At 69.5% G+C, this 22,176-nt stretch carries 23 protein-coding genes; 13 read left to right on the forward strand and 10 right to left on the reverse strand.

What is annotated here, in order from left to right:
- Positions 1-149: 149 nt before the first annotated feature.
- The gene (locus tag NNI01S_RS01415; RefSeq protein WP_494407694.1) at positions 150-1,076 is read right to left on the reverse strand and encodes an imine reductase family protein; all 927 of its coding nucleotides are present in this window, start codon (positions 1,074-1,076) and stop codon (positions 150-152) included.
- A gap of 93 nt (positions 1,077-1,169) precedes the next feature.
- Between NNI01S_RS01415 and NNI01S_RS01420 the strand changes: the two genes are divergently transcribed.
- Positions 1,170-1,520, forward strand: coding sequence for a winged helix-turn-helix transcriptional regulator (locus tag NNI01S_RS01420; RefSeq protein WP_063016632.1), 351 nt, complete (start codon positions 1,170-1,172; stop codon positions 1,518-1,520).
- Here NNI01S_RS01420 and NNI01S_RS01425 read toward each other — a convergent pair.
- The gene (locus tag NNI01S_RS01425) at positions 1,517-2,635 is read right to left on the reverse strand and encodes a glycerate kinase (protein ID WP_063016635.1); all 1,119 of its coding nucleotides are present in this window, start codon (positions 2,633-2,635) and stop codon (positions 1,517-1,519) included. The genes NNI01S_RS01420 and NNI01S_RS01425 overlap by 4 nt on opposite strands.
- Positions 2,636-2,715: 80 nt before the next feature.
- The gene (locus NNI01S_RS01430) at positions 2,716-4,305 is read right to left on the reverse strand and encodes an alpha/beta hydrolase (protein ID WP_063016637.1); all 1,590 of its coding nucleotides are present in this window, start codon (positions 4,303-4,305) and stop codon (positions 2,716-2,718) included.
- 157 nt (positions 4,306-4,462) lie between these two features.
- On the opposite strand from NNI01S_RS01430, the gene NNI01S_RS01435 reads away from it, so the two are divergent.
- A complete protein-coding gene (locus NNI01S_RS01435) occupies positions 4,463-4,774 on the forward strand; it encodes a GNAT family N-acetyltransferase (RefSeq protein ID WP_063016638.1) in 312 nt (103 codons plus the stop codon).
- Positions 4,775-4,778: 4 nt separating this feature from the next.
- On the opposite strand, the gene NNI01S_RS01440 is transcribed toward NNI01S_RS01435, so the two are convergent.
- Complete coding sequence (locus NNI01S_RS01440) at positions 4,779-5,540, reverse strand: lysophospholipid acyltransferase family protein (RefSeq protein ID WP_063016640.1); 762 nt, start codon at positions 5,538-5,540, stop codon at positions 4,779-4,781.
- A 126-nt stretch (positions 5,541-5,666) separates the two neighbouring features.
- On the opposite strand from NNI01S_RS01440, the gene NNI01S_RS01445 reads away from it, so the two are divergent.
- From NNI01S_RS01445 to NNI01S_RS01455, 3 genes are all read left to right on the forward strand, one after another.
- The gene (locus NNI01S_RS01445) at positions 5,667-6,311 is read left to right on the forward strand and encodes a YqgE/AlgH family protein (protein ID WP_084488354.1); all 645 of its coding nucleotides are present in this window, start codon (positions 5,667-5,669) and stop codon (positions 6,309-6,311) included.
- A 132-nt stretch (positions 6,312-6,443) separates the two neighbouring features.
- The gene (locus NNI01S_RS01450; RefSeq protein WP_063016642.1) at positions 6,444-6,980 is read left to right on the forward strand and encodes a sigma-70 family RNA polymerase sigma factor; all 537 of its coding nucleotides are present in this window, start codon (positions 6,444-6,446) and stop codon (positions 6,978-6,980) included.
- Positions 6,977-7,741: an anti-sigma factor family protein gene (locus NNI01S_RS01455; RefSeq protein ID WP_063016644.1), complete on the forward strand. Its 765-nt coding sequence runs from the start codon at positions 6,977-6,979 to the stop codon at positions 7,739-7,741. Before NNI01S_RS01450 ends, NNI01S_RS01455 begins: the two co-directional genes overlap by 4 nt.
- A gap of 58 nt (positions 7,742-7,799) precedes the next feature.
- Here NNI01S_RS01455 and NNI01S_RS01460 read toward each other — a convergent pair whose 3' ends face one another.
- From NNI01S_RS01460 to NNI01S_RS01470, 3 genes are all read right to left on the reverse strand, one after another.
- A complete protein-coding gene (locus tag NNI01S_RS01460) occupies positions 7,800-8,567 on the reverse strand; it encodes an ABC transporter permease (RefSeq protein ID WP_063016646.1) in 768 nt (255 codons plus the stop codon).
- Positions 8,564-9,535: an ATP-binding cassette domain-containing protein gene (locus NNI01S_RS01465; protein ID WP_063016648.1), complete on the reverse strand. Its 972-nt coding sequence runs from the start codon at positions 9,533-9,535 to the stop codon at positions 8,564-8,566. The genes NNI01S_RS01460 and NNI01S_RS01465 overlap by 4 nt, the downstream gene beginning before the upstream one ends.
- Positions 9,536-9,640: 105 nt before the next feature.
- Complete coding sequence (locus NNI01S_RS01470) at positions 9,641-10,171, reverse strand: EXLDI protein (RefSeq protein WP_063016650.1); 531 nt, start codon at positions 10,169-10,171, stop codon at positions 9,641-9,643.
- A gap of 135 nt (positions 10,172-10,306) precedes the next feature.
- Between NNI01S_RS01470 and NNI01S_RS01475 the strand changes: the two genes are divergently transcribed.
- The 5 genes from NNI01S_RS01475 to NNI01S_RS01495 all read left to right on the forward strand — a co-directional run bounded on the left by NNI01S_RS01475 (position 10,307) and on the right by NNI01S_RS01495 (position 15,246).
- The gene (locus NNI01S_RS01475) at positions 10,307-11,986 is read left to right on the forward strand and encodes a thiamine pyrophosphate-binding protein (RefSeq protein WP_063016652.1); all 1,680 of its coding nucleotides are present in this window, start codon (positions 10,307-10,309) and stop codon (positions 11,984-11,986) included.
- 35 nt (positions 11,987-12,021) lie between these two features.
- Entirely contained in the window at positions 12,022-12,681 is a 660-nt protein-coding gene (locus tag NNI01S_RS01480; protein WP_063016654.1) for a hypothetical protein, read from the forward strand.
- Between the two features lie 8 nt (positions 12,682-12,689).
- A complete protein-coding gene (locus NNI01S_RS01485) occupies positions 12,690-13,724 on the forward strand; it encodes a 3-oxoacyl-ACP synthase III family protein (protein WP_063016656.1) in 1,035 nt (344 codons plus the stop codon).
- Complete coding sequence (locus NNI01S_RS01490; protein ID WP_063016658.1) at positions 13,721-14,758, forward strand: aminotransferase class I/II-fold pyridoxal phosphate-dependent enzyme; 1,038 nt, start codon at positions 13,721-13,723, stop codon at positions 14,756-14,758. Before NNI01S_RS01485 ends, NNI01S_RS01490 begins: the two co-directional genes overlap by 4 nt.
- A gap of 104 nt (positions 14,759-14,862) precedes the next feature.
- Positions 14,863-15,246, forward strand: a complete 384-nt coding sequence (locus NNI01S_RS01495; RefSeq protein ID WP_063016660.1) for a cupin domain-containing protein — start codon at positions 14,863-14,865, stop codon at positions 15,244-15,246.
- 92 nt (positions 15,247-15,338) lie between these two features.
- Here the strand turns inward: NNI01S_RS01495 and NNI01S_RS01500 are convergent, their stop codons facing one another.
- Positions 15,339-15,746: an SdpI family protein gene (locus NNI01S_RS01500; RefSeq protein WP_063016662.1), complete on the reverse strand. Its 408-nt coding sequence runs from the start codon at positions 15,744-15,746 to the stop codon at positions 15,339-15,341.
- A 164-nt stretch (positions 15,747-15,910) separates the two neighbouring features.
- Here NNI01S_RS01500 and leuS point away from each other — a divergent pair, with 164 nt between their 5' ends.
- On the forward strand, positions 15,911-18,757 hold the full coding sequence (gene leuS, locus NNI01S_RS01505; RefSeq protein WP_063016664.1) for a leucine--tRNA ligase: 2,847 nt from the start codon (positions 15,911-15,913) through the stop codon (positions 18,755-18,757).
- A gap of 7 nt (positions 18,758-18,764) precedes the next feature.
- Here the strand turns inward: leuS and NNI01S_RS01510 are convergent, their stop codons facing one another.
- Both NNI01S_RS01510 and NNI01S_RS01515 read right to left on the reverse strand, forming a co-directional pair.
- Positions 18,765-18,947 (reverse strand): hypothetical protein, encoded by a 183-nt coding sequence (locus NNI01S_RS01510; protein WP_063016666.1) that lies wholly within the window; start codon positions 18,945-18,947, stop codon positions 18,765-18,767.
- 116 nt (positions 18,948-19,063) lie between these two features.
- Complete coding sequence (locus NNI01S_RS01515; protein ID WP_063016668.1) at positions 19,064-19,753, reverse strand: SDR family oxidoreductase; 690 nt, start codon at positions 19,751-19,753, stop codon at positions 19,064-19,066.
- A gap of 228 nt (positions 19,754-19,981) precedes the next feature.
- Between NNI01S_RS01515 and ggh the strand changes: the two genes are divergently transcribed.
- Entirely contained in the window at positions 19,982-21,319 is a 1,338-nt protein-coding gene (gene ggh, locus NNI01S_RS01520; RefSeq protein WP_063016670.1) for a glucosylglycerate hydrolase, read from the forward strand.
- Between the two features lie 73 nt (positions 21,320-21,392).
- Complete coding sequence (locus NNI01S_RS01525) at positions 21,393-22,130, forward strand: glycoside hydrolase family 25 protein (RefSeq protein ID WP_063016671.1); 738 nt, start codon at positions 21,393-21,395, stop codon at positions 22,128-22,130.
- Positions 22,131-22,176: the final 46 nt, after the last annotated feature.

Below are 22,176 nucleotides of genomic sequence, written 5' to 3' on the forward strand. Positions count from 1 at the left end.
TGTTCCACGCCGGGTGCGGCAAAGTCAAGAGCAGTGCTCTCTTTATGGAGCGGTTCGCGTCGACGAAAGCGAACCGGCCTCGCGAAGCCGGTCGGCTCCTCGCGCGGACGAGGAACCGGCCGGCTCGGCGAGGCCGGATGACGGGGTGGTCAGGGGTTGCGGAGGAGGGCGTAGGTGGAGATGGGCTTTCCGGCCTCCTCGCTGGCAGCGACGGCCTTGCGCCACAGCTCCTGGGCCGTGTGCGAGAGCACGGCGTCCACGCCGACTTCTTCACTCGCGTCGATGACGTGCTGCGCCCCCGCGTCCATCATCTTCAGGCTCGCCGTCGAAGCCCAGCCGCCGTTCTGATTGGCAACCGAGAACTCCTCCATGAAATAGGGGAATGCGGCGGCCGAGCGGATCGCGAAGGGAACGAAGGTGGCGATGTCGTGACCTGAGCGGTCGATCATCGCCGTGGCCTGGTCGAAGGCGAGCAACCAGGGATGGAAGATGGTCAGCAGTCCCTGGTAGAAGACCTGCGCCAAGCCATCGTCGGCGCCGAGGTACTCCTGCGGGCTCAACGGCCGCAGCAACTCGGCGTGCGCGTCGAACACCGCACGCGGGCCGCTGTAGAAGATGTAGGACGCCGGATGCGTGATGTTGTCCCCCGCCGACATGACGCCGCCGGAGAGGAATTGCGCACCGTGCGAGCGCACCCACTCCGCGCCCCGGCGGGCCTTCTCCGGCGAATCGGACGACAGGTTCGCGATCACTTTGCCCTCGAGGTGGCCGGTTGCCGGGCCCAGCACGTCGTACATCGCCGCGTAGTGGGTGAGGCTGAGCACGGTGACCTCGTTGGCGTCGAGCGCCTCGGCGACGGTCGCGGCGCGCTTCGCGCCGAGTTCGACCATGGCGTCGACCTTCTCGGGGCTGCGGTTCCACACCGTCACCTCGACGCCCGCGGCCAGGAAGGCCCGGACCATCGCCTGCCCCATCGGCCCCAGGCCCACGACGGAGACAGTGCGGGCGGTGGTCTGCTCGGACATGATGTGTTCCTTCGGTTCTCGTCGGTTACTTGCGTCGGCGCCGGTGTTCATCGTCGTTCCCGCAGGTAGGGTCGGGAAGACCGAACGTCGAGGTGCGGTTGCTTACCTCGAGGTCCGAAACGAGGTCAGAGGAGCGCGGTGGGCATGAGCAGTGACGCGGATCACGAAGTGTGCGGCATGACGGTCGCGATCGATGTCGTCGGCGGCAAGTGGAAGATGCACCTGATGTGGGTGCTCGGGGCAGGCCCCCAGCGCTTCGGCCGGATCCGCAGGCTGCTCGACGGGGTCAGCGAGAAGGTGCTCGCCGAGAACCTGCGCCAGCTGGAGGCCAGCGGTGTAGTGCACCGCGAGGTCTATCCCGAGGTACCGCCCCGGGTCGAATACTCGCTCACCCCGCTCGGCGAGGAGCTGGCCGTGGCGTTGCGTCCGCTCGAGGAGTGGGGCGACCGGCACAAGAACGAGCTGTCCGCGAACCTCCTCGCGTCGGCGAGCTAATCCAGCCACTCCTCGGCGATCCGCCCGCCGACGCGTTCGAGCAGCACCGCCGCATCGGACATCGAGCGTTCGGGGTCGGGCGCGAGATCGGCGAGCGCATAGCAATCCGCGAAACCCGCGGACCGGATCTCCTCGGGCGTGAGCAGCGCGCGGCCCGCCACGGCCACCACCGGGACGTTCGCCTTCCGAGCGGCCGCGCACACGCCGACCGGCGCCTTGCCGTGCAGACTCTGCCGATCGAGCGACCCTTCACCGGTGACCACGAGGGCGGCTGCGGCGAGCAGGGCGGGAAAATCGAGGGATTCGAGCACGACCTCGATGCCACTGCGCACCCGCGCACCCAGCACGGCGAGCGCCCCGAAACCCGTGCCGCCCGCCGCGCCCGCGCCGGGCAGCCGCGCGAACTCGGGCCCGGCGAGCCGCGCCCAAGTGGCGAGGGCGTTTTCGAGAACGTCGAGGTCGGCGGGCCCGGCCCCCTTCTGTGGCGCGTATACCGCCGTCGCGCCGGTCGGGCCGAGCAGCGGATTGTCCACATCGCAGGCCAGCGTGAACCTGGTGCCGGCGACACCGGGGTGCACGCCGGAGCGGTCCACTCGCACCGCGCGGGCCAAAGCCGCTCCGCCGCGCGGCAGTTCCCGTCCGTCGCTGTCGAGGACGCGGACGCCGAGCGCCTGCACCATGCCCGCGCCGCCGTCGGTGGAGGCGCTGCCACCCAAACCGAGCACGATCTCGGTAGCACCGTGTTCCATAGCGTGCGCCAAGACCACGCCGAGCCCGTACGTGCTCGCGCCCAACGGGTCGGGCTGCGCATCGGGTAAGTGGGCCAGACCGACCACGGCAGCCAATTCGACGACGGCCCTCGCCCCGTGCCGGGCGTAGGCCGTCGGGCGCGGTACGCCGGTCGGTCCTGGCGCCGTCACCTCCACCCGCGTCCAACCGGCCGCGACGAACGCCTCGACCGTGCCGTCACCCCCGTCTGCCACCGGCACCTGCCGGATCTCCGCGCCGGGCGCGCGCTTCCGCAATCCGGCAGCCAGGGCCGCCGCCACTTCCGGCGCGGCGAGCGACCCCTTGAACTTGTCCGGAGCGAGGATCACTCGCGCAGCGGATGTCATCCCCACATTCTCGGGCGTGACCGGACGCGCCGCACCACGACACCTCCGCCGCGGGACGCTTCATCGACAGGCCGAACTACTCAGCCGACGGGCAGCGGCGCCTGGTCGGCGCGGGTGATGTCCACCTTCCCGGTGTGCAGGTAGGTGAGCACCGCCTCGTCCACCGCGCGGTTGCCGCGACCGAAGGTGCCGTGGTCGCCGCCGTCTACGACGACCAGCGTGCCGCCCAGCGCCGCGGCCATCGCCGGGCCGCCTTCGTATTTGGTCAGCGCGTCGTGCTTGCTCTGCAATACCAGCGGCGGGGTGCCAAGGCCCGCACCGTTGATCGGCACCGGCTTGGTCACGGGCTTCCAGGAACCACAGGCCATTCCCGAGCGCACGAGGTCGGCGCGCGCGTCCATGGCGTTGCCGCCGGAGGCGATGGTGCCCGCCGCGGCGCCGAGCAGTTCGGGCCTGCCCGGCACGGCGTTCTCGTTGCAGGTGATCGCGCTGAACACGAACCGCCCGGTGGGATCGGTCGAGGTCGCCCCCTCGATGGCCCGCAGACGCTGCACGTTCGCCGGGTCGGCCGCGGCGTCGGCCATCGCGCGGGCGAAGGTCGGCCAGAAAGTGCGGGTATAGGTGGCCACGGTGGTGGCGCCGAGCAAGGGCACCTGCGCCGAGACACCGCCGCTCACCAAGGTGCGCAACAGGTTCTGCAACTTGCCGAGCTGCTCGACGCTTCCGGTGTAGCCGTCCCTGGCGATCTCGGCCAACGGTTCGGGGAGGGCGCCGGGCAGGTCGGCGATGCTCGCCGGTGGCGGGGTCAGGTTGGCGTACCAACCGCCGCCCTGGCCCGCCGCCAACCGCACCCAGGTGCGGTAGACCTGCAGCGCGGTGTCGCCGAGGTGGTATTCGCCGTCGTGTTCGGCGATCCAGGCGAACAGGTCGTCGAGGCGTTGTTTGCCCGCTATCTGCTGCTGGGCGAATTCCTCGGTCCACACCCAGTCCGGGTTGACGTTGGAGTCCAGGATCATCCGGTCCACCCGGTCGCCGAACAGCGCCGCGTAGACCGCGCCGAGGTAGGTGCCGTAGGACGTGCCGAGGTAGCCGATCCGCTCCAGCCCGAGGGCGGCGCGCACGGCGTCCATGTCCCGCGCGGTGTTCTCGGTGGTGATGGTGTCCAGATATCCGGGCTGCGCCGCATCGCAAGCCTTCTTGATCTCGTCGCGATTGCCGCCGCCCAGCGAGACCTGCTGGCCCGGCCCGTCCTTCGCGCTCGTGCCGCATTCCAGCGGCGTGGCCCAGCGCAATCCGCGCGGCTGGACGGCGATCCGGTCGTAGTGCTGGGCGAGCGCGGCGGGAAACACCTCCAACCGGCGAGCCCAGAAGTCCAGCGCGTCCGCACCGGGGCCGCCGGGGTTGGCGAACAGGACACCCCGCCGCTCGCCCGTGGCGGCGATCCGGCTGACGGTCAACTCGATCCGGGCGCCGTCCGGGTCGGCGTAGTTCATCGGGACGGCGACGACGGCGCACTGCACGCCCCGATCGGCGGTCACGGACCCCGCGGGACACGTGCCGAACGCCACCGCGGGCGCGGCGTCCGCGACGCCGGTGACGACCGATCCCCCGAGCAGGCCCGCGGCGACGACGGCGGCCGCGACCCGCGAAACCCGCAGTGTCCTCATCATTTCCGTACCTCCCCGAGCCTGCCCGCTCGCGCGCGACGACGGACCCGACCAGAAGCATTCTGCGCAGGGCCGCCGGGCCGGACAAGTCGGTGGCGGGATTTCGCCCGCTCCGGAGTGTGATTTACCCGGAAACCGGGGCACAGAGTAGCGTCGAGCCATGTCGACCGAGGTCAGCAACAACACCGCACTGGAACGTTTCGAGATCTACGTCGACGGTGCGATCGCCGGCTACGCCGAATATCAGGACACGGCGTCCGAGCGCGCGTTCGTGCACACCGAGATCTACCCGAGCTACGAGGGCCAGGGTTACGCGCGGCTGTTGGTCGAGACGGCCTTGAACAGCACGCGCGAGGACAAACTCGGCGCGCTGCCCATGTGCCGGACGGTCCACCACTTCATCGAGACCCGTCCCGAATACCTGGGGATGGTGCCGCACTGGGCGCGCGACCGGCTGAACCTGCCGCAGTAGGCCGTCAATACGCCTCGACGGCGCTGTCGAGCGCCTTCTGCAAATCCACGCGCACCAGCTTGGCGATGTCGCCGGGCCGGGGCGGCAGGTCGAGCACGGGGACGCCGAAGTGGAAGCTGGCGCCCTTGGCCTCCTCCTTCGTCGGCTGCACCGACGGATCATCGCGCGGCCCGTAGCTCAGCGCCATGGACACCAGCACCGGCTCGGCGCCGAGCTTCATCGCCCGGAACGCGATGTGCCCGATACCGCTGCCCACCGCTTGCACGCGGGCCGGGTCCACGTCGTTGCAAGTGCCCTCGGGGAAGACCGCGATGCCGTCGCCGCGGGCCATCCGCTCCGCGCAGACATCCATCATGCGCTGGCCCGCGGCGTTCACCGCGCGGATGCCGTGGTCCTTGCCGCGGAACACCGGGATGCCGCCCATCATGTCGATCTTGCGCCGCTGATCGGGATCGGCGAACAACTCGTCCTTGGCCAGCACGCGCACCCGGCCGATCACCCGCCGTAGCCCGCTGCGCCAAGCGGCCGCGGCCACGGTGTAGGGATCGCTCTCGGACAGATGGTTGATCGCGATGAGTAACGGCCTGTTCTGCCTGATCGCCGTGCGCAGCGCTGCGCGCGCGCCCTCCGCGTAGGTGACGCGGGGATGGTAGCGGCGGCCGAGAATGGCGTAAGCCCCCCAAGCCTGCAGGCGGTTCTGGCGGTGATCGCGGTAGAAGTCGTACACGGTGTCGCTGTTCTCGAGGCGCACCTCGGGCGGTTCCATGACCTGGACTCTACGACGGCGCGCCGGGGCGTCCACCGTCCGGTCGGCGGCCCGATCGGCAAATCCGGTACGCAGAAGTCGGCCGCAGAAGGCGCAATCTGAGCGAACAGCTGCGATGATGTCGGAGTGGCACGCGCAGAAGACCCGGACGATCGGAAGACTCGCGGCGGGCACGGTGACCGCAGGCGACGTGAGTTCCGCCACGGTGACCAGGTGGTTCGCGCCGGGACGCTGCTGGTGTCGGCCACCGAACTGGTCGAGCCGACCTTCCGGCGCACCGTCGTCTACATCATCGAGCACAACGAGGCGGGCAGCCTCGGCGTCGTGCTCAACCGGCCGAGCGACACGGCGGTGCACGAGGTGCTGCCGCGCTGGACGAACGCGGTCGCCGCGCCACGCACGCTGTTCATCGGCGGCCCGGTGAAACGAGACGCCGCGCTGTGCCTGGGCACCGTCCGGGTGGGCGCGCGGATCGAGGGCGTCCCCGGACTGCGCCGGATCGACGGACGCGTCGTCCTGGTCGACCTGGACGCCGATCCCGAGCGGGTGGGCCCGCTCGTCGAGGGCATCCGGATCTTCGCGGGCTACGCGGGCTGGACCTTCGGCCAGCTGGAAGGCGAGTTGGAGAACAACGACTGGATGGTGGTGTCCGCGCTCCCGTCCGACCCGATCAGCAGTGGCCGTCCCGACCTGTGGGCGCACGTGCTGCGCCGCCAGCCCCTGCCGCTGTCCCTGCTGGCGACACACCCGATTGAACTCGAACGCAACTGAGAACGTGTACTCCTCGAAGGGACCGAAGGAGACACGATATGAGATACGACAACTGAACCGGCAAGAGCATGGGTGACTTGTCAGGTGCGCCCACCGACCGGCCCCGCGACTCGAGCGGAGAGGTAGCCAGTTGTGCGCAACCCAGACGGCCAGACGGGCCGGCCCGACGATCGGTCCGAATTGCTGCGGGCCCTCTATCGCGAACACGCCACCGCACTGTGGCGGTACACGCTCGGCTTGGTGCGGGATTCCGGACGGGCGGAGGACATCGTGCAGGAGACCTTGCTGCGGGCCTGGCAACGTCCGAACGTTTTGGACCAGTCCACCACCTCGGCGCGGGCATGGCTGTTCACCGTGGCGCGCAATCTCGCCGTGGATGAGCATCGCAGCGCCCGCAGCAGGCGCGAGGTCCGCACCGACAGCCCGCCCGAACAGCCCGCTCCGGACCAGTCAGACCGCGCGCTGGACAGCTGGCTGGTCGCCGACGCCCTGGGCAGGCTCAGCGCCGATCATCGCGAGGTGATCGTGCGGGCCTACTACCGCGGCCTGTCCACCCATCAGATCGCCGAGGAACTCGACATTCCGCCGGGCACGGTGAAGTCCCGGATGCACTACGGTATGCGCGCATTGCGCCTGGCATTACAGGAGATGGGGGTGACGAACCAGTGACGGACATCACCGACGATTTCAGCACGTGGGACGCCCCGTATGTGCTCGGCTCCCTCACCCGCGAAGAGCGTCTGCAGTACGAGAGCCACCTCGCCGGTTGCCCCGGCTGCCGGTCGGCCCTGGCCGAACTGGCCGGACTGCCGGGCATGCTCGCGCTCGTGGAGCCCGATATCGCGAACGCGATGATCGAGCCGCCCAGGCATCCCGGCGAGCCTGCGCCGCCGATGCCACCGCCGCCGCCGATGCCCGAGCTTCCGCCGATGCCCGAGCTTCCGCCGCCGACGTGGCTCGCCGACGCGGCCGAACGCCGCCGCAAGCGCAGCGGGTGGACGTCGGTCGGCATCGCGGTGGCCTCGGCCGCGGCGGCGGTGGCGATCGCGGTCCCGATCGCCGTCTCGGTGTCCGGATCGAACGACTCGGGCGAGCCGGGCACCAGCGAGCAGGCGTTCGTCGAACGCCAGATGACTCCGGTGGAGCCGACGCCGGTCTCGGCGAGTTTCAAACTCGTCCCGGCGGGCGACCGGACGCGGCTGGTGATGACCTGCAGCTATCCGCCCGGCGACCAGCAGCGCTACAGCACCGAGCTCGCGTTGTACGTCACCCGCACGACCGGTCAGCAGGAGAGACTCGACGCTTGGCCCGCGGGTCCGGGGACCGAGCTGACCATCGACCGAACCATCGACGGTGCGCCCGACCAGGTCCGCTCGGTCGAGATCCGCGCGAGCAACTCCGGGAAGGTCCTGCTCACCGGCACGGTGTGAGCGCATGGACGATCCCCCGCGGGCGCTGCTCGCGGGGGATCTCCTGCGCACGGCCCGTTCAGCGCGTCCGGCGCCGGAAGATCGAGGACGACCACAGGTAACCGACCACGGTCAGACCGACGCACCAGGCGATCGAGATGATCCCGTTGTCGCCGATCTCGGTACCCATCAGCAGACCGCGGATGGTCTCGGTGAACGGGGTGAAGGGCTGGTACTCGGCGAACTGACGCAATCCGGCGGGCATGGTGTCGGTGCTGACCAGGCCGCTGCCGAGGAACGGCAGCATCACCAGCGGGAAGGGCGTGTTGCTCGCGCTCTCCGGGTTCGGCGCGAGCAGGCCGAGCGCCACCGACAGCCAGGTGAGCGCGAACATCACCAACGCGAGCAGTCCGAAGACGGCGAGCCACTCGACCGCGTCGGCATTCGGGCGGAAGCCGATCAGCAGCGCGACGCCCGCCATCGCGGCCACGCCGGCCAGCGCTTGGATCAGTGCGCCGACCACGTGACCGGTCAGCATGGCCGATTGCGCGATGTCCATGGTGCGGAACCGGTTCACGATGCCCTTGGTCGTGTCGGTGGCGACCGACACCGCGACCGAGACCGTCATGTACGCCGGAATCATCAGCAGCATGCCCGGCGCGAGGTAGTCGATGTAGTTTCCGCCGGAGGACTTCTCCAGCGCCCCGCCGAAGACGAAGTTGAACACCAGCAGCAGCACGGTGGGCATCACGATGACGCCGAAGCTCAGACTCGGATAACGCTTGGCATGCAGGAGATTGCGCCGCAGCATGGTCGCCGAATCGGCGAGCGCGTAGGACATGCTCATCGCACGGTTTCCTTTTCGGTGGTGGGGTGGCCGGTGAGGGTGAGGAAGACGTCGTCGAGGTTGGGGGTGTGCACGGCGAGGCCCTCGACCTCGATCCGCTCGTAGTCGAGCCGATCCAGCACCGAGCGCAGCGACTTCACGCCGCCGTCGCTGGGCACCGCGAGGGTGAGGTCCTCCTCGTCGTCCGGTGGCGGGGCGGCGACGCCGAGCGCGTCGGCCGCAGCGGTCAAGGCGGGCCGGTCGGCGAACTCGAGGCGGATGTGCCCGCCCGGCACCAGTCGCTTCAGTTCCGGGGCGGTGCCTTCGGCGACGATCCGGCCGTGGTCGAGCACCGCGATGCGGTCGGCGAGCTGGTCGGCCTCCTCCAGGTACTGGGTGGTGAGGAAGACCGTGACGCGGTAGTCGTCCACCAACCCACGGATGATGTCCCAGATCGCGCGTCTGCTGCGCGGGTCTAGTCCCGTGGTCGGCTCGTCGAGGAAGATGATGCGCGGATCGCCGACCAGCGTCATGGCCAGGTCGAGACGCCTGGTCATGCCGCCGGAGTAGGTGGCCACCGTCTTGTCCGCCGCGTCGACCAGATCGAAGCGCTCCAGCAGATTCTCCGCCAGCCCGCGGGTGTCCCGCCGCGGCAGATGGTGCAGATCGCCCATCAGCAGCAGGTTCTCCCGGCCCGTGAGCAGTTCGTCGACCGCCGAGAACTGGCCGGTCACCCCGATCTGCGCGCGCACCTGCTTGCGCTCGGCGGCGAGATCGTGGCCGCCGATCCTGATCTCGCCCGCGTCCGGGTCGATCAGCGTGGTCAGGATCTGCACGGTGGTGGTCTTGCCCGCACCGTTCGGCCCGAGCAGCGAGAACACCGTGCCCTCGGGGACGGTGAGGTCTATCCCGTCGAGCACCACCTGCTCGCCGAACGATTTACGCAGGCCCCGCGCCGAGACGGCGGGCGTGCGATGGCCGTTCACCATGGTTCTTCCCTTCTGAGATATATGCGACTATGCGAATCAGGGCATGTTTTGCCGACACCGCCCCCTCGGGGTCGCGGTGCTGGTCGATTCGGTTGCCGGTGGCGGCTAGATGTCCAGATCCTCGATCTTCGGCCCCTGGGCCACATCCACCACCCGCCGGTAGAGCTTGTCGGGCAGCTGCCCCTTCAACTCGTCGAGGGAATCCGCGACGACGAAGACGAAGTCACCCCAATCCTGCTGGCCGACGCCGAGCAAGCGACGCCAGCTCTTCGGGTCCCGCCAGTCCTTGAGCCAGTTCGCGCCGGCGTCGGCGGGATATTCGTCCCAGTTCGAATACTGGGCGTGCATCACGTATTTGCCCTTACGGCTGCGATACACCTGGACGTGCTCGATCCGCGTATCGTTGACCTCGTGCCACTCCCCTAGCAGGGTGCCGGAGAAGCGAACCTGGCGCACTCCGTCGCGGCCGACCTTGAGCACGATCTCGTCGTAGCCCTCCAGCCGGCCCTCCTCGAGTTCGATGAACCGGCGCAGCGCCGTGACCACCGCCCCCGAGAGATTGCCGCCGACCAGTTCCTGCGCGCGCTGGAAGAGCGGGAGGTCGTCATCGGCAACGTAGATCGTCTTGTTGGGCATGCTCCGACTATACGTAGATGTATACGTACACGCAAGAAGCGCGGAACATCTTCCGAGTCGCCGTTGAACCGACCGGCAGCCGGGTCCGTATCACTCCTGTACGCAGTCGAAGTTTCGTCAGCGGAAGGAGCGCGGATGCCGACTCGGGTAGTGGACCATCTGGTGCGAGCGATCTCGGCGATGGGCGTGCGCCACATCTTCGGAGTGGACGGCGCCAATATCGAGGACCTGTACGACGCGATCTTCGACGCCCCGGAGCACGTCACCGGAGTGGTCGCGAAACACGAGTTCTCGGCGGCCACCATGGCCGACGGGTACGCCCGCAGCACGGGCGGACTCGGCGTGGTCGCGGCGACCTCGGGCGGCGGCGCGATGAATCTCGTTGCCGGACTGGCCGAATCGTTCGCCTCGCGGGTGCCGGTGCTCGCGCTGGTCGGCCAGCCCCCGACCGCCCTGGAAGGCAACGGCGCCTTCCAGGACACCAGCGGACGCGCGGGGGCGATCGACGCGGTCCGCCTCTTCGGCGCGGTCAGCACCTATTGCGACCGCGTGGAGACCGCCGCCGAACTGCCGGATCGGCTGGACCGGGCGGTGCGGGCCGCCCGGCGCGGCGGCCCGGCGGTGTTGCTGCTGCCCAAAGACGTGCAGCAGGCGGACGCGGGCGACACAGCGCCGTGGCGCCCCGCGCCGCGGACGCATCGGTCCGACGAGGCCGGAATCGCCCGCGTCCGCGCCGCGCTCGGCACAGCCAGGCACACCGGCAAGATCGTCATCATCGCCGGTGATCAGGTCGCGCGCGACGACGCCCGCGACGAGCTGGCCCGCCTGGCCACCGCGCTGAACGCCGCGGTGGGCGTCGCGCCGGACGCGAAGGACACCTACGACAACACAGATCCCGCCTTCTGCGGTGTGGCGGGCAGCATGGGTCATCCCGAGTTGCTGGCGGCGATCCGGTCCTCGGCCCTGTGCCTGCTGGTCGGCACGCGGATGCCGGTTCCCGCCCGCGCGGGCTCGGAGACCGCGCTCGCCGAACGCACGGTCGCCAGCATCGGTGTGGCGCCGCCGTACCTGCCCGCCCTGCACGCGACCAGTACCGATCTCTCGCGAACGCTGGCCGAGCTCGCCGACGCACTGGACGACGGCAGCACCGGACCCGAATGCGTGCGCGCGACGCAACCGCTGACCTCCCTGCGCGTACCCGCCGCCTCCGGTCCCGGCCTGCGGTATCGGGAAGTGGTCGAGACGATCGACGCCGTATTGCCGGACGGCACAGACGTGTTCGCGGACGCGGGCAACACCGGCGCGGCCGTCGTGCACCATCTCCGGGTCCCGCGCGACGGGCGGTTCGTGGTCGCCCTCGGCATGGGCGGTATGGGGTACGCGTTCGGCGCGGGCATCGGGTCCGCGTTCGCGCGCGCGGACGGCGTCCGGCGCACCGTGGTCATCGCCGGTGACGGCTCGTTCTACATGCACGGCATGGAGTTGCACACCGCGATCGAGCACGCACTGCCGGTCACCTTCGTGGTGCTGAACAACAACGCGCACGCCATGTGCGTGACCAGGGAGCAGCTGTACTACCGGGATCGCTACAGCTTCAACCGTTTCCGCCCGGCCTACCCGGGCGCGGGCGTCGCCGCGATGTTCCCCGACCTGCCCGCGTTCTCGGTGCACACCGTCGGCGATCTCGCCGGCGCGCTGCGGCACTGCCTGCACACCGAGGGACCGTCGTTCCTTTCGATCGAGTGCGATCCCGACGAGATCCCCCCGTTCCTGCCGTTCCTGACCACCGTGGAGCAAACGCTCGGCCACAACTGAACGCCCGCGCTCGCACTACCCGAAGGAGTACCACCGTGACCACGAGTTCCCTCCCTGCCCTCAGCGACATTCCGGAACAGGCGGTGCCGGGCGTGCTCCGCATCGAGAACTCCGACAAGGACGCGACCACGCCGATCATCATGGACATGCTCCGGTCGGTGTATCCGCACGACCAGATCTACGGCGACTACTGCCCGGTGCAGGGCTATATCGCCGCCCCACCGCGAGAGGTGTACGAATACCTCGCCGACACCAGGTCGCTGGAGGAGTGGACCTACAGCATGCGCGGATTCGTCGAGACCGACGAACCCGGACTGTGGCTGGCCTATGACCGGCTGGGCGACGAGACCAAGATCTTCACTCGCACCTTTGCGAACCCCGACGCCATGACCGTCGACTACCACTGCGCCTGGGACCAGTCACGACACCTGTGGATGATCTACCTCCTGCGCGTGGTCGACGCCCAGGTGGTGTTCGACAAGCCGGGGTCGGTGGTGCTGTGGGTGAACTGCAAGCACCCCTTCTACGACGAGAACCCCTACACCGAGACCGCCCCGCCGGAGCGACCGGTATGGGTCGGCGACTTCTGGGACATGTTCTCGGCGGGTCATCAGCTGGAGATGGACAACCTCAAGGCCATCTGTGAGTACCGGGCCGCGCACGGCCTTCCGATCAAGCCCGACTGGATGAAGTGAGACGCGCTATGCACCAGAACACCTCCGGCCTACCACCGGTCAGCCTCGTCGACGTGGCCTCGTACCTCCCCGGCGAACCGGTCGGCACCGAATATTTCACCCAGTTCGCCCGCTCGGATCGGATGGCCAAGAACGTTATGTTCCGCGCGCCCAAGGGCCGCCACCACGTGGCGCGCGACGAGACCGCGGTGGACATGGTCGAGCGCGCCGTCGCACCGCTGATCGAACGCAACGGCGCCGACGCGATCGCCGAAGTCGACGTCCTGATCACGCATACCCAGCTGCCGGACAATCCGGTGCTCGGCTGCGGCCCCGAGGTGGCGCGCAGGCTCGGCATCCGCCCCTCCTACGTCTACGACGTGCACAACGGCGGGTGCGCGGCGTTCGTGCACATGATGGCGATGGCCCGCATGATCCTGCAGACCACCTCCGCCCGCACCGCGCTGATCGCGGCGAGCCAGAACTGCGCGGGACCGGTGTTCACCCAGACCGAGATCCGCAAGCTGGCCCAGGCCCCGGTGCCCGGCGACGGCTGCGGAGTGGGGCTGCTCCGCAAGGACGACAGCGCACCGATTCTCGACATCGAATGCCGCACCTATCCCGAGTTCGCCGGGGACATGGAGTTCTCCACCAACGGCGAGCGCAAGTATTGGGAGCCGGGCGAGGGCCAGGGGTGCGTCAGCTTCACCGAATCCAAGGTGACCAAGGTGTTCGCCCGCGGCAACCGGCTGGTCCCGGAAGTCGCGCTCGCGGTGTGCGATCGGATCGGCGTGCGGGGACGCGACGTCGACACGTTCGTCACCAATCAGCCGAACCGCCTGTTCCTGCGCAACTGGCACGACGCGCTGGAGCTGCCCGCGCAGCGGCATCCCGACACCTTCGACTCCTGCGGCAACCTGTTCGCCGCGGGCATCCCGGTGACGCTGGATGTGGAGAACCGGGCGGGACGGCTGGCCAACGGATCGCTGGTGCTGCTGGCCGGCTTCGCGCACGCGGGCGATTTCGCGGGCGCGGCCGCTGTCCGCTGGGGAGCCGCGCGATGAGCGTGCGCGTTGTCGACGGCACCCGGCCCTCGCGTCGGCACCAGGTATCCCGGGTGCCGCCCCGCTTCGACCTCACCCTGAGCGAGAATCCGTTCCCACCGCTGCCTTCGGTGCTGCGAGCGGTGCACATGACGCTGGCTCAGGCCAACCGATACCCGGAGTTCCTGCCGCATCGGCTGCCGTCGCTGATCGCCGGGCATGTGGGTGTCCGGGCGGATCAGGTGGTGGTCGGATCGGGGGCGACCGGCGTGGCCCTGCAGATCCTGCAGACGCTCACCACGCCGGGAGAAGAGATCGTCTACAGCGCGCCGACGTTCGACGGGTATCCGATCATGGCCGAGATGGCCGGACTCGAGGCCGTGCCGGTGCCGCTGGACGCGGCGGGCGATCAGGATCTGCGGGCGATGCGGCGTGCCGTCGACCGGCGCACCGCACTGGTCGTGGTGTGCCGTCCGCACAATCCCACCGGAACGGTGCTTCCGGCCGACGAGCTGAAGGCGTTCCTGTCCGACATGCCTGCCCGTGTCCCGGTGCTTCTCGATGAGGCGTACGTCGAATTCCTGGGCGCGGCGGAGTACATCGACCCGCTGGCATTGATCGCGAAGCACCCCAACCTGCTCGTCCTGCGGACCTTCTCGAAGGCGTACGGCTTGGCCGGGCTGCGGATCGGTTACACCTTCGGCAGACCCGAGCTGATCGCGCGCGTGAGCAAGCTGCAACTCCCCTTCGGGATGAGCGCGGCAGCGGTGGCCGCGGTCGCCGCCTCGTACGCCGCCGAACCCGAACTCGCCGCGCGCACCTTCCGCATCACCGAGGAGCGGGACGCGCTGCGTGCCGCGCTGATGGCCCGCGGATTCGCGATACCGGAAAGTCGCGCCAACTTTCTGTACATCCCCGGTCCCGGCACCGTCACCGCGCTGCGCCGCGCGGGGATCGCCGCGAAGTCCTATCCGGACGGCAGCGCGCGAATCGCCGTCGGCGACCCCTCCGCCGACCACGCGGTTCTCCAAGCGCTTTCGACACACGCCCGGTGAGCTCGGGTCGGGCCTCGACGGCGACTCGCGGACATGCCGGAGATCCGCCATCTGTGCGCGTCGGGTGGCTTGGAGCGGCCTGTCCGAGGTGATTCGATCGAGGGATGTGGGGTGCATTCGAGGTCAACGCGGCGCCCGCACACGGGACCGCGAGTCGTGTGCTGTTGCGGCTCGCCGTGGGGCGATGGGCGTTCATCCTGCGCCAGACGCTCATCGAGCCCGGCGGCAGCAGCGGGTGGCACTACCACGACGGGACACTGTTCGTGCTGGTAGCGCGGGGAACCCTGGATCACCCCGGCGCGAACTGCGCGCCGGTCGCCTATCGGCGGTGGCGGGTCTTCCGGGAGCCGAGCGGACCGCGCTATCCGCACGTGGCCCGTAACGTCGGGACCGCGCCGGTACTGTTGTGCGTGCTCTACATCACTCCGATCGGCAGCCCGCTGTCGCGCGGTGTCGCACCGCCGCCGTGTGCGGACGACATGGAGTGAGCCTCGTGCTCGGCACGCTGCGAATGGTTATGGGCCGTTCAGGAGTGACGACTGTCGGCCGAGGTGACCGGGCCCGGCGCGTGCGGCCGACGTCAGCCCGCCGGTTGGCAGGCGTCGCGAAGCGAGCAGGCGCCGCAGGAGTTGCCGCAGCCACCGGTCTCCGGGGGCGGCGCGATGGCGGCGGCCGCCTGCGCCGCGGCATTCGCGCCCGCGCCGAGGGTGAACAGCGCGACCACGGCGGCGGCGCCCGCGACCGCGAGCGCGACGACGCCGCCCGCGGCGAGCCCGACCAGACCACCGGCGAACAGCAGCGCTCCGGCCGCGATCGAGGTGGGCGCGGCGACCCGGTTGGCGATGCGGAACGTCTCGTCCGTGGACAGCGCGGCCTCGGTGTGGACGCCGAAGAAACGATTGCGGGGCAACCGGCCGGTCAGCCCGAGTGCGCCGGTTGCGACGGCCACGACGGCCAGCACGAACAGGACGAGAGCGACGACGAACACCCATGCAGGCTAGCGCATCGGTGCCGCCGCGCCGCCGACGGGCCGTGCGACGGCGAACACGTCCGCAAAGTCCAGGCCAGCCCGATTTTCGGTCCAGCCGAGGGGACGTTCTACCCTGATAGACGAAGTTTGTCGGGGATCGGCGACCACAAGAAGGCAGGACCGTGCAAGACACACGCGCAACCGAAAGCGATGTACCAGAGCACCGGTACAACGCGGAGCTTGCCGGCCGCATCGAACGCCGGTGGCAGCGGACGTGGGACGAACGCGGAACCTTCCACGCGCCGAACCCGGTGGGGCCGCTGGCCGGCCGCACCCCGGCCGACAAGCTGTTCATCCAGGACATGTTCCCGTACCCGTCCGGCGCGGGCCTGCACGTCGGGCATCCGCTCGGTTACATCGCCACGGACGTCTTCGCGCGCTACCACCGGATGCACGGACGCAACGTGTTGCACGCCCTTGGCTACGACGCGTTCGGCCTGCCCGCCGAGCAGTACGCCGTGCAGACCGGCGCCCATCCGCGCGACACCACCGAGGCGAACATCGCCACGATGCAGCGCCAGCTCGACCGCCTCGGCCTCGGCCACGACCGGCGCCGCTCGTTCGCGACCACCGATCCCGAGTACTACCGCTGGACGCAGTGGATCTTCCTGCGCATCTACAACGCGTGGTTCGACCCCGCACTGAACCGGGCCCGCCCGATCGCCGAGCTGGCGGCCGAGTTCGCGTCCGGCGCGCGGGCCGTTCCGGACGGCCGGTCCTGGGACACGATGTCGGTTGCCGATCGCGGCGCGCTGCTGGACTCGCACCGGTTGGTGTACCAGACCGAGTCGGTGGTCAATTGGTGCCCCGGTCTGGGCACCGTGCTGGCCAACGAGGAAGTCACCGCCGAAGGCCGCAGCGAACGCGGCAACTTCCCGGTGTTCCGGAAGCGGCTGCGGCAGTGGATGATGCGCATCACCGCCTATTCCGATCGGCTGGTCGACGACCTGGACCGGCTGGACTGGCCGGAGAACGTGAAGTCGATGCAGCGCAACTGGATCGGCCGCTCCCGGGGCGCGCAGGTGAAGTTCGACGCCGACGGCGAGCAGATCGAGGTCTTCACCACCCGGCCCGACACCCTGTTCGGCGCCACCTACGTCGTGCTCGCGCCGGAACACGAGCTGGTCGACAAGCTCACCGCGCCCGCCTGGCCCGCGAACACGGACCCGCGCTGGACCAACAACGGCGCCGCCACACCGGCCGACGCCGTCGCGGCCTACCGCAAGTCGATCGCGGCCAAGTCCGATCTGGAGCGCCAGGAGAACAAGGAGAAGACCGGCGTCTTCCTGGGCAACTACGCGATCAACCCGGCCGACGGCAAGGCCGTGCCGATCTTCATCGCCGACTACGTGCTGAGCAGCTACGGCACCGGCGCGATCATGGCCGTTCCCGGGCACGACCACCGCGACTGGGAGTTCGCGTCCGTCCTCGGACTGCCGATCGTCGAGGTCATCAGTGGCGGCGACCTGGAGAAGGGCGCGCACGCGGGCGAGGGCGCGCTGGTGAACTCCGGCTATCTCGACGGGATGTCCGTCGAGGACGCCAAAGCGGCGATGATCGCCCGGCTGGAGGCCGACGGCCACGGCAAGGGCACCATCCAGTACAAACTGCGCGACTGGCTGTTCGCCCGTCAGCGCTACTGGGGCGAGCCCTTCCCGATCGTGTACGACGAGCAGGGCGCTCCCCACGCGCTGCCGGAGTCGATGCTGCCGGTGTCGCTGCCGGAGCTGGACGACTTCGCCCCGGTGACCTTCGATCCGGACGACGCGGACTCCGAACCGTCCCCGCCGCTGGCCAAGGCGACCGACTGGGTGGAAGTCGAACTCGACCTCGGCGACGGCCCCAAGCGCTACCGCCGCGACACCAATGTCATGCCGCAGTGGGCGGGCAGTTCCTGGTACGAGATCCGCTACGCCGACCCGACGAACGCGGAAACCTTCTGCGCCAAGGAGAACGAGGCGTACTGGCTCGGCCCGCGCACCGAAGTCGGCGGGCCGGACGATCCGGGCGGCGTCGACCTGTACGTCGGCGGCGTCGAGCACGCGGTGCTGCACCTGCTGTACGCCCGGTTCTGGCAGAAGGTGCTCTACGACCTGGGTGACGTGTCCGCGAGCGAGCCGTACCGGCGGCTGTTCAACCAGGGCTACATCCAGGCGCACGCCTACACCGACGAGCGCGGCGCGTACGTGCCCGCCGCCGAGGTGGTCGAGCGCGACGGCGCGTTCTTCTGGACCGACCCGACCGGCGCCGAGATCCCGGTGCGCCAGGAGTACGGCAAGATCGGCAAGTCGCTGAAGAACGCCATCTCCCCGGACGAGATGTGCGACCTGTACGGCGCGGACACCTTCCGCTTCTACGAGATGTCGATGGGTCCGCTGGACACCTCGCGGCCGTGGGCCACCAAGGACGTCGTGGGCGCGCACCGGTTCCTGCAGCGCGCCTGGCGTCTGGTGGTCGACGAGGAGTCCGGCGCGCTGCGGGTGACCGACGCCGAGCCGACCGGCGAGACGCTGCGCCTGCTGCACAAGACGATCGCCGGAGTGGACGAGGATTTCGCCGCGCTGCGCGACAACACGGCGGGCGCCAAACTGATCGAGCTGACCAACCACCTGACCAAGAGCTACCCGGACGGCGCGCCGCGCTCGGTGGTGGAGCCGCTGGTGCTGATGCTGGCCCCGCTGGCCCCGCACATCGCCGAGGAACTGTGGGAACGCCTCGGCCACACCGCCTCGCTGGCGCACGGCCCCTTCCCGGTCGCCGATCCGGCGCTGCTGGTGGAGGAGTCCGTGGAGTACCCGATCCAGGTGAACGGCAAGGTGCGCAGCCGGGTTCAGGTGGCGGCCGACGCGGACAACGCGGCGATCGAGGCGGCCGTGCTGGCCGACGAGAAGATCGCCGCGCTGCTCGACGGCGCGGCGCCGCGCAAGCTGATCGTAGTGCCCGGCCGACTGGTGAACATCGTCGCCTGACGGCTGGTCAGCGCGGCGGGAGCAGCACGGCGTCGAGCGTGACCAGGGAAAGGTTGCGCTCTTCGACGATGTCGGCCAGTTGTCCGTAGCAATGCGTGCCGTCGGGCGCGTCGGCGTGCCCGATGACGATCGTCTGCGGCCGGAAGTACTGCCGCGCGCATTCGATCGCGTGGTCGGCCGGGCGAATCACACGGGCAGGAGCACGTCGGTGAGCCGATCGCGGGGGCGAGGATCCAATCGGCGACGTGCGCGCCGACAGTGAGCGCACGCTATCGCCGCGAGAGCTACACCGGGCGCGTCCGGGAATCAGTACGGCCGTAGCACGACCTCCGTGGGGTGCGCGTCACGCGGGGTATCGATGGCCGAGCGGACCGCGTACGCCACGGTCTCCGGCGTGAGAAAGTCCTCGGCACGGTACTCGCGTCCCTCGCCCGCGATGATCTCACGCTGCATATCGGTGTCGATGCGCCCCGGATGGATCGAGGTCACCCGCAGTTCCGGCTCCTCCTGCCGCAACGCGTCACCGAACGCGCGCAGCCCGAACTTGCTCGCCGCGTAGGAGGCCCAGCCCGCGTTGGCGCGTAGTCCGGCGCCCGAGTTGATCAGCACCACGTGCCCCCGGCCCGCCCGCAACGCGGGCAGCAGCAGGCGGGTGAGTTCGGCGACCGCGATGAGATTGGCTTCCAGCGTATTTCGCCACTGCTCGACGGTGGACCCCGCGATCGTGCCGAGATCGGCGATGCCCGCGTTGTGCACCAGCACGTTCAGGCTCCGGATCGGCGCGGCCGCTTCGGCGAGGGCGGCGTAGTCGGTCAGCTCGACCGGCCAGCCCTGCGCGGTGGGCAACTCCGCCAGGATGCCGCGCAGCGACTCCGCCGATCGCGCGCCGAGCAGCAGGTCGTGCGTGGGCGCGAGCGCGCGGGCGATCGCCGCGCCGAGGCCGCGGCTGGCGCCGGTGATCAACGCGGTCGGTTTCGGTCTCGCGGCGGAAGTCATGGGCCCCACCGTAACCGGCTGGGTGAAGAAGGCGTAAAAACGCGTAGCACTGGACGAACGACTAGCGATGCAGGCTGGATCGAGGTGAGAATCTCGAGCAGCGAATCACGGACGGGGCGTGCGAAAGTGAGAACCGCCGAACAAGAACCGGCCACGGGCCGATCGGATGAGGATGAAACGGACACCGCTGAGCGGGCATATCTGCGGGTGACATCGCAGAATAGGGGGATGGCACATCCGGGCTTCACCCCCACCCAGCTCGCGGCCCGCGCTGCCTACCTGCTGCGCGGCAACGATCTGGGCACGATGACCAGCGCGGCGCCACGACTGTACCCGCACATGTGGAGCTGGGACGCGGCGTTCGTCGCGGTCGGTCTCGCGCCGCTGAGCGTGGAGCGCGCGGTGGTCGAGTTGGACACCTTGCTCTCGGCGCAGTGGAAGAACGGCATGATCCCGCACATCGTCTTCGCCAACGGTGTGGACGGTTACTTCCCCGGCCCGGCCCGCTGGGAGTGCCGCAAGCTGGCGGCCAACGCGCCGGACGGCCCGGACACCTCGGGAATCACCCAACCGCCCGTGCACGCCATCGCGGTGCAGCGGATCCTGGATCATTCGCGCAGGCACGGCCGCAGTACCAGGGCGGTGGCCGAGGAGTTCCTCAACCGGCGCTGGCCGGACCTGGTGCGCTGGCACCGCTGGCTGGCGCATGCCCGCGATCCCAAGGAGACCGGCCGCATCACGCTGTATCACGGCTGGGAGTCCGGGATGGACAACTCGCCGCGCTGGGATCGCGCCTACGACCACGTGGTTCCCGGCGACCTGCCGCCCTACCGCCGCGAGGACGTGCTGGTCGTCTCCGACCCGACCCAGCGCCCCACCGACCGCGAGTACGACCGCTATCTGTGGCTGGTCGAGCAGATGCGCCGGGCGGGCTACGACGACTATCAGCTCGCCTCCACCATGAGCTTCGCCGTCGAGGACGTGTTCGTCACCGGGATCTTCTCGCTGGCCTGCGAGGTGCTGGCCAATATCGGCGAGGAGTACAAGCAACCGCACGCGGACGTACGCGATCTCTACGCTTGGGCCGACCGGTTCCGCGCCGGCGTCGTCGCGACGACCGATGCCCGCACCGGCGCGGCCCGCGATTTCGACGTGCGGTTGCAGCGGTGGATCAACACCGAGACACTCTCCATGTTCGCGCCCCTGCTGTGTGGCGGGCTCCCCCGCGATACCGAGCGCAGCTTGCTGCGCTTGTTCGAGGGCCCGCGGTTCTGCGGGCATCCGGACCTGCGTTACGCGCTGCCGCCCTCGACGTCGCCGGTGTCCAAGGATTTCCGTTCCCGCGAGTATTGGCGCGGTCCGGTGTGGCCGGTGATGAGCTGGCTGTTCTCCTGGGTCTTCGCCCGGCGCGGCTGGGCGGAGCGCTCCTTCATGCTGCGCGCCGAGGGCTTGCGGCAGGCCAGCGACGGCAGTTTCGCCGAGTACTACGAGCCGTTCACCGGCGAACCGCTCGGCAGCATGCAGCAGTCGTGGACGGCGGCGTCGGTCCTGGATTGGCTCGGCTGAGGGCTCAGGACACGTCTGACACCCCACCCGTCACACTGGTAACAATCAGAGCGAGTGGCTATCGTCGTGCGGCATGGACACCTGGAGGTCGACCCCCCGCCGCGCCGCGGCGCTGTCGCTGATCACACTGTCCGGCATACTCGCCACCGCGCTACCCGCGACCGCCGCGCCGACCGGTCCGGACGTCTCCTCCTGGCAGCACACCGACGGAAGCCTGATCGACTGGTTCGCGGTCAAGCGTTCGGGCCACAACTTCGCCATGGTCAAGGCCACCGAGGGGCTCAACTACATCAATCCGTACTTCGTGCCCGACAGCCTGCTGATGCGCGCGGCGGGCATGGCCCGCGGCACCTACCACTATGCCCGGCCCAACCTGCCACCCGAACCACAGGCCGCGATGTACGCCGCGGTGGTGCTGGGACAGAACGGACCGCTCGACCTGCCACCGGTACTGGACCTGGAGAACACCGGCGGCCTCGGCCCCGCGGCCCTGATCGACTGGACCCACCGCTACTTGAACACCGTGGAAGCGCTCACCGGCCGCGTCCCGATCCTCTACACCTATCCCAACTTCTGGCATACCGCGATGGCCGACACCGCCGAATTCGCCGAGTACCCGCTTTGGATCGCCGACTATCGCGGCAACGCCCAACCGGAAGTCCCCGGCGGCTGGTCCACTTGGACGTTCTGGCAGACCACCGACAGCGGCGCCATCCCCGGCATCGCGGGCCGCGTCGACCTCAACGTCTACAGCGGCGCCCAAGGCGATTTCGCCCGCTTCGCGAACATGAGCGGCACCGGCAGCGGATGAGAGTGGAGCCGCTACCCGCCCAGTCGAGTAGCGGCCCCACCCGTGG

The organism is Nocardia niwae NBRC 108934 = DSM 45340 (genome assembly GCF_001613465.1).
Lineage (GTDB): Bacteria > Actinomycetota > Actinomycetes > Mycobacteriales > Mycobacteriaceae > Nocardia > Nocardia niwae.

Excerpts from the sequence above, each read along its gene's own strand:
- NNI01S_RS01415 (WP_494407694.1), bottom strand. The coding sequence starts at position 1,076 with ATGAACACCGGCGCCGACGCAAGTAACCGACGAGAACCGAAGGAACAC.
- NNI01S_RS01420 (WP_063016632.1), top strand. The coding sequence starts at position 1,170 with ATGAGCAGTGACGCGGATCACGAAGTGTGCGGCATGACGGTCGCGATC.
- NNI01S_RS01425 (WP_063016635.1), bottom strand. The coding sequence starts at position 2,635 with ATGACATCCGCTGCGCGAGTGATCCTCGCTCCGGACAAGTTCAAGGGG.
- NNI01S_RS01430 (WP_063016637.1), bottom strand. The coding sequence starts at position 4,305 with ATGATGAGGACACTGCGGGTTTCGCGGGTCGCGGCCGCCGTCGTCGCC.
- NNI01S_RS01435 (WP_063016638.1), top strand. The coding sequence starts at position 4,463 with ATGTCGACCGAGGTCAGCAACAACACCGCACTGGAACGTTTCGAGATC.
- NNI01S_RS01440 (WP_063016640.1), bottom strand. The coding sequence starts at position 5,540 with ATGGAACCGCCCGAGGTGCGCCTCGAGAACAGCGACACCGTGTACGAC.
- NNI01S_RS01460 (WP_063016646.1), bottom strand. The coding sequence starts at position 8,567 with ATGAGCATGTCCTACGCGCTCGCCGATTCGGCGACCATGCTGCGGCGC.
- NNI01S_RS01465 (WP_063016648.1), bottom strand. The coding sequence starts at position 9,535 with ATGGTGAACGGCCATCGCACGCCCGCCGTCTCGGCGCGGGGCCTGCGT.
- NNI01S_RS01470 (WP_063016650.1), bottom strand. The coding sequence starts at position 10,171 with ATGCCCAACAAGACGATCTACGTTGCCGATGACGACCTCCCGCTCTTC.
- NNI01S_RS01475 (WP_063016652.1), top strand. The coding sequence starts at position 10,307 with ATGCCGACTCGGGTAGTGGACCATCTGGTGCGAGCGATCTCGGCGATG.
- NNI01S_RS01485 (WP_063016656.1), top strand. The coding sequence starts at position 12,690 with ATGCACCAGAACACCTCCGGCCTACCACCGGTCAGCCTCGTCGACGTG.
- NNI01S_RS01490 (WP_063016658.1), top strand. The coding sequence starts at position 13,721 with ATGAGCGTGCGCGTTGTCGACGGCACCCGGCCCTCGCGTCGGCACCAG.
- NNI01S_RS01495 (WP_063016660.1), top strand. The coding sequence starts at position 14,863 with ATGTGGGGTGCATTCGAGGTCAACGCGGCGCCCGCACACGGGACCGCG.
- NNI01S_RS01515 (WP_063016668.1), bottom strand. The coding sequence starts at position 19,753 with ATGACTTCCGCCGCGAGACCGAAACCGACCGCGTTGATCACCGGCGCC.
- ggh (WP_063016670.1), top strand. The coding sequence starts at position 19,982 with ATGGCACATCCGGGCTTCACCCCCACCCAGCTCGCGGCCCGCGCTGCC.
- NNI01S_RS01525 (WP_063016671.1), top strand. The coding sequence starts at position 21,393 with ATGGACACCTGGAGGTCGACCCCCCGCCGCGCCGCGGCGCTGTCGCTG.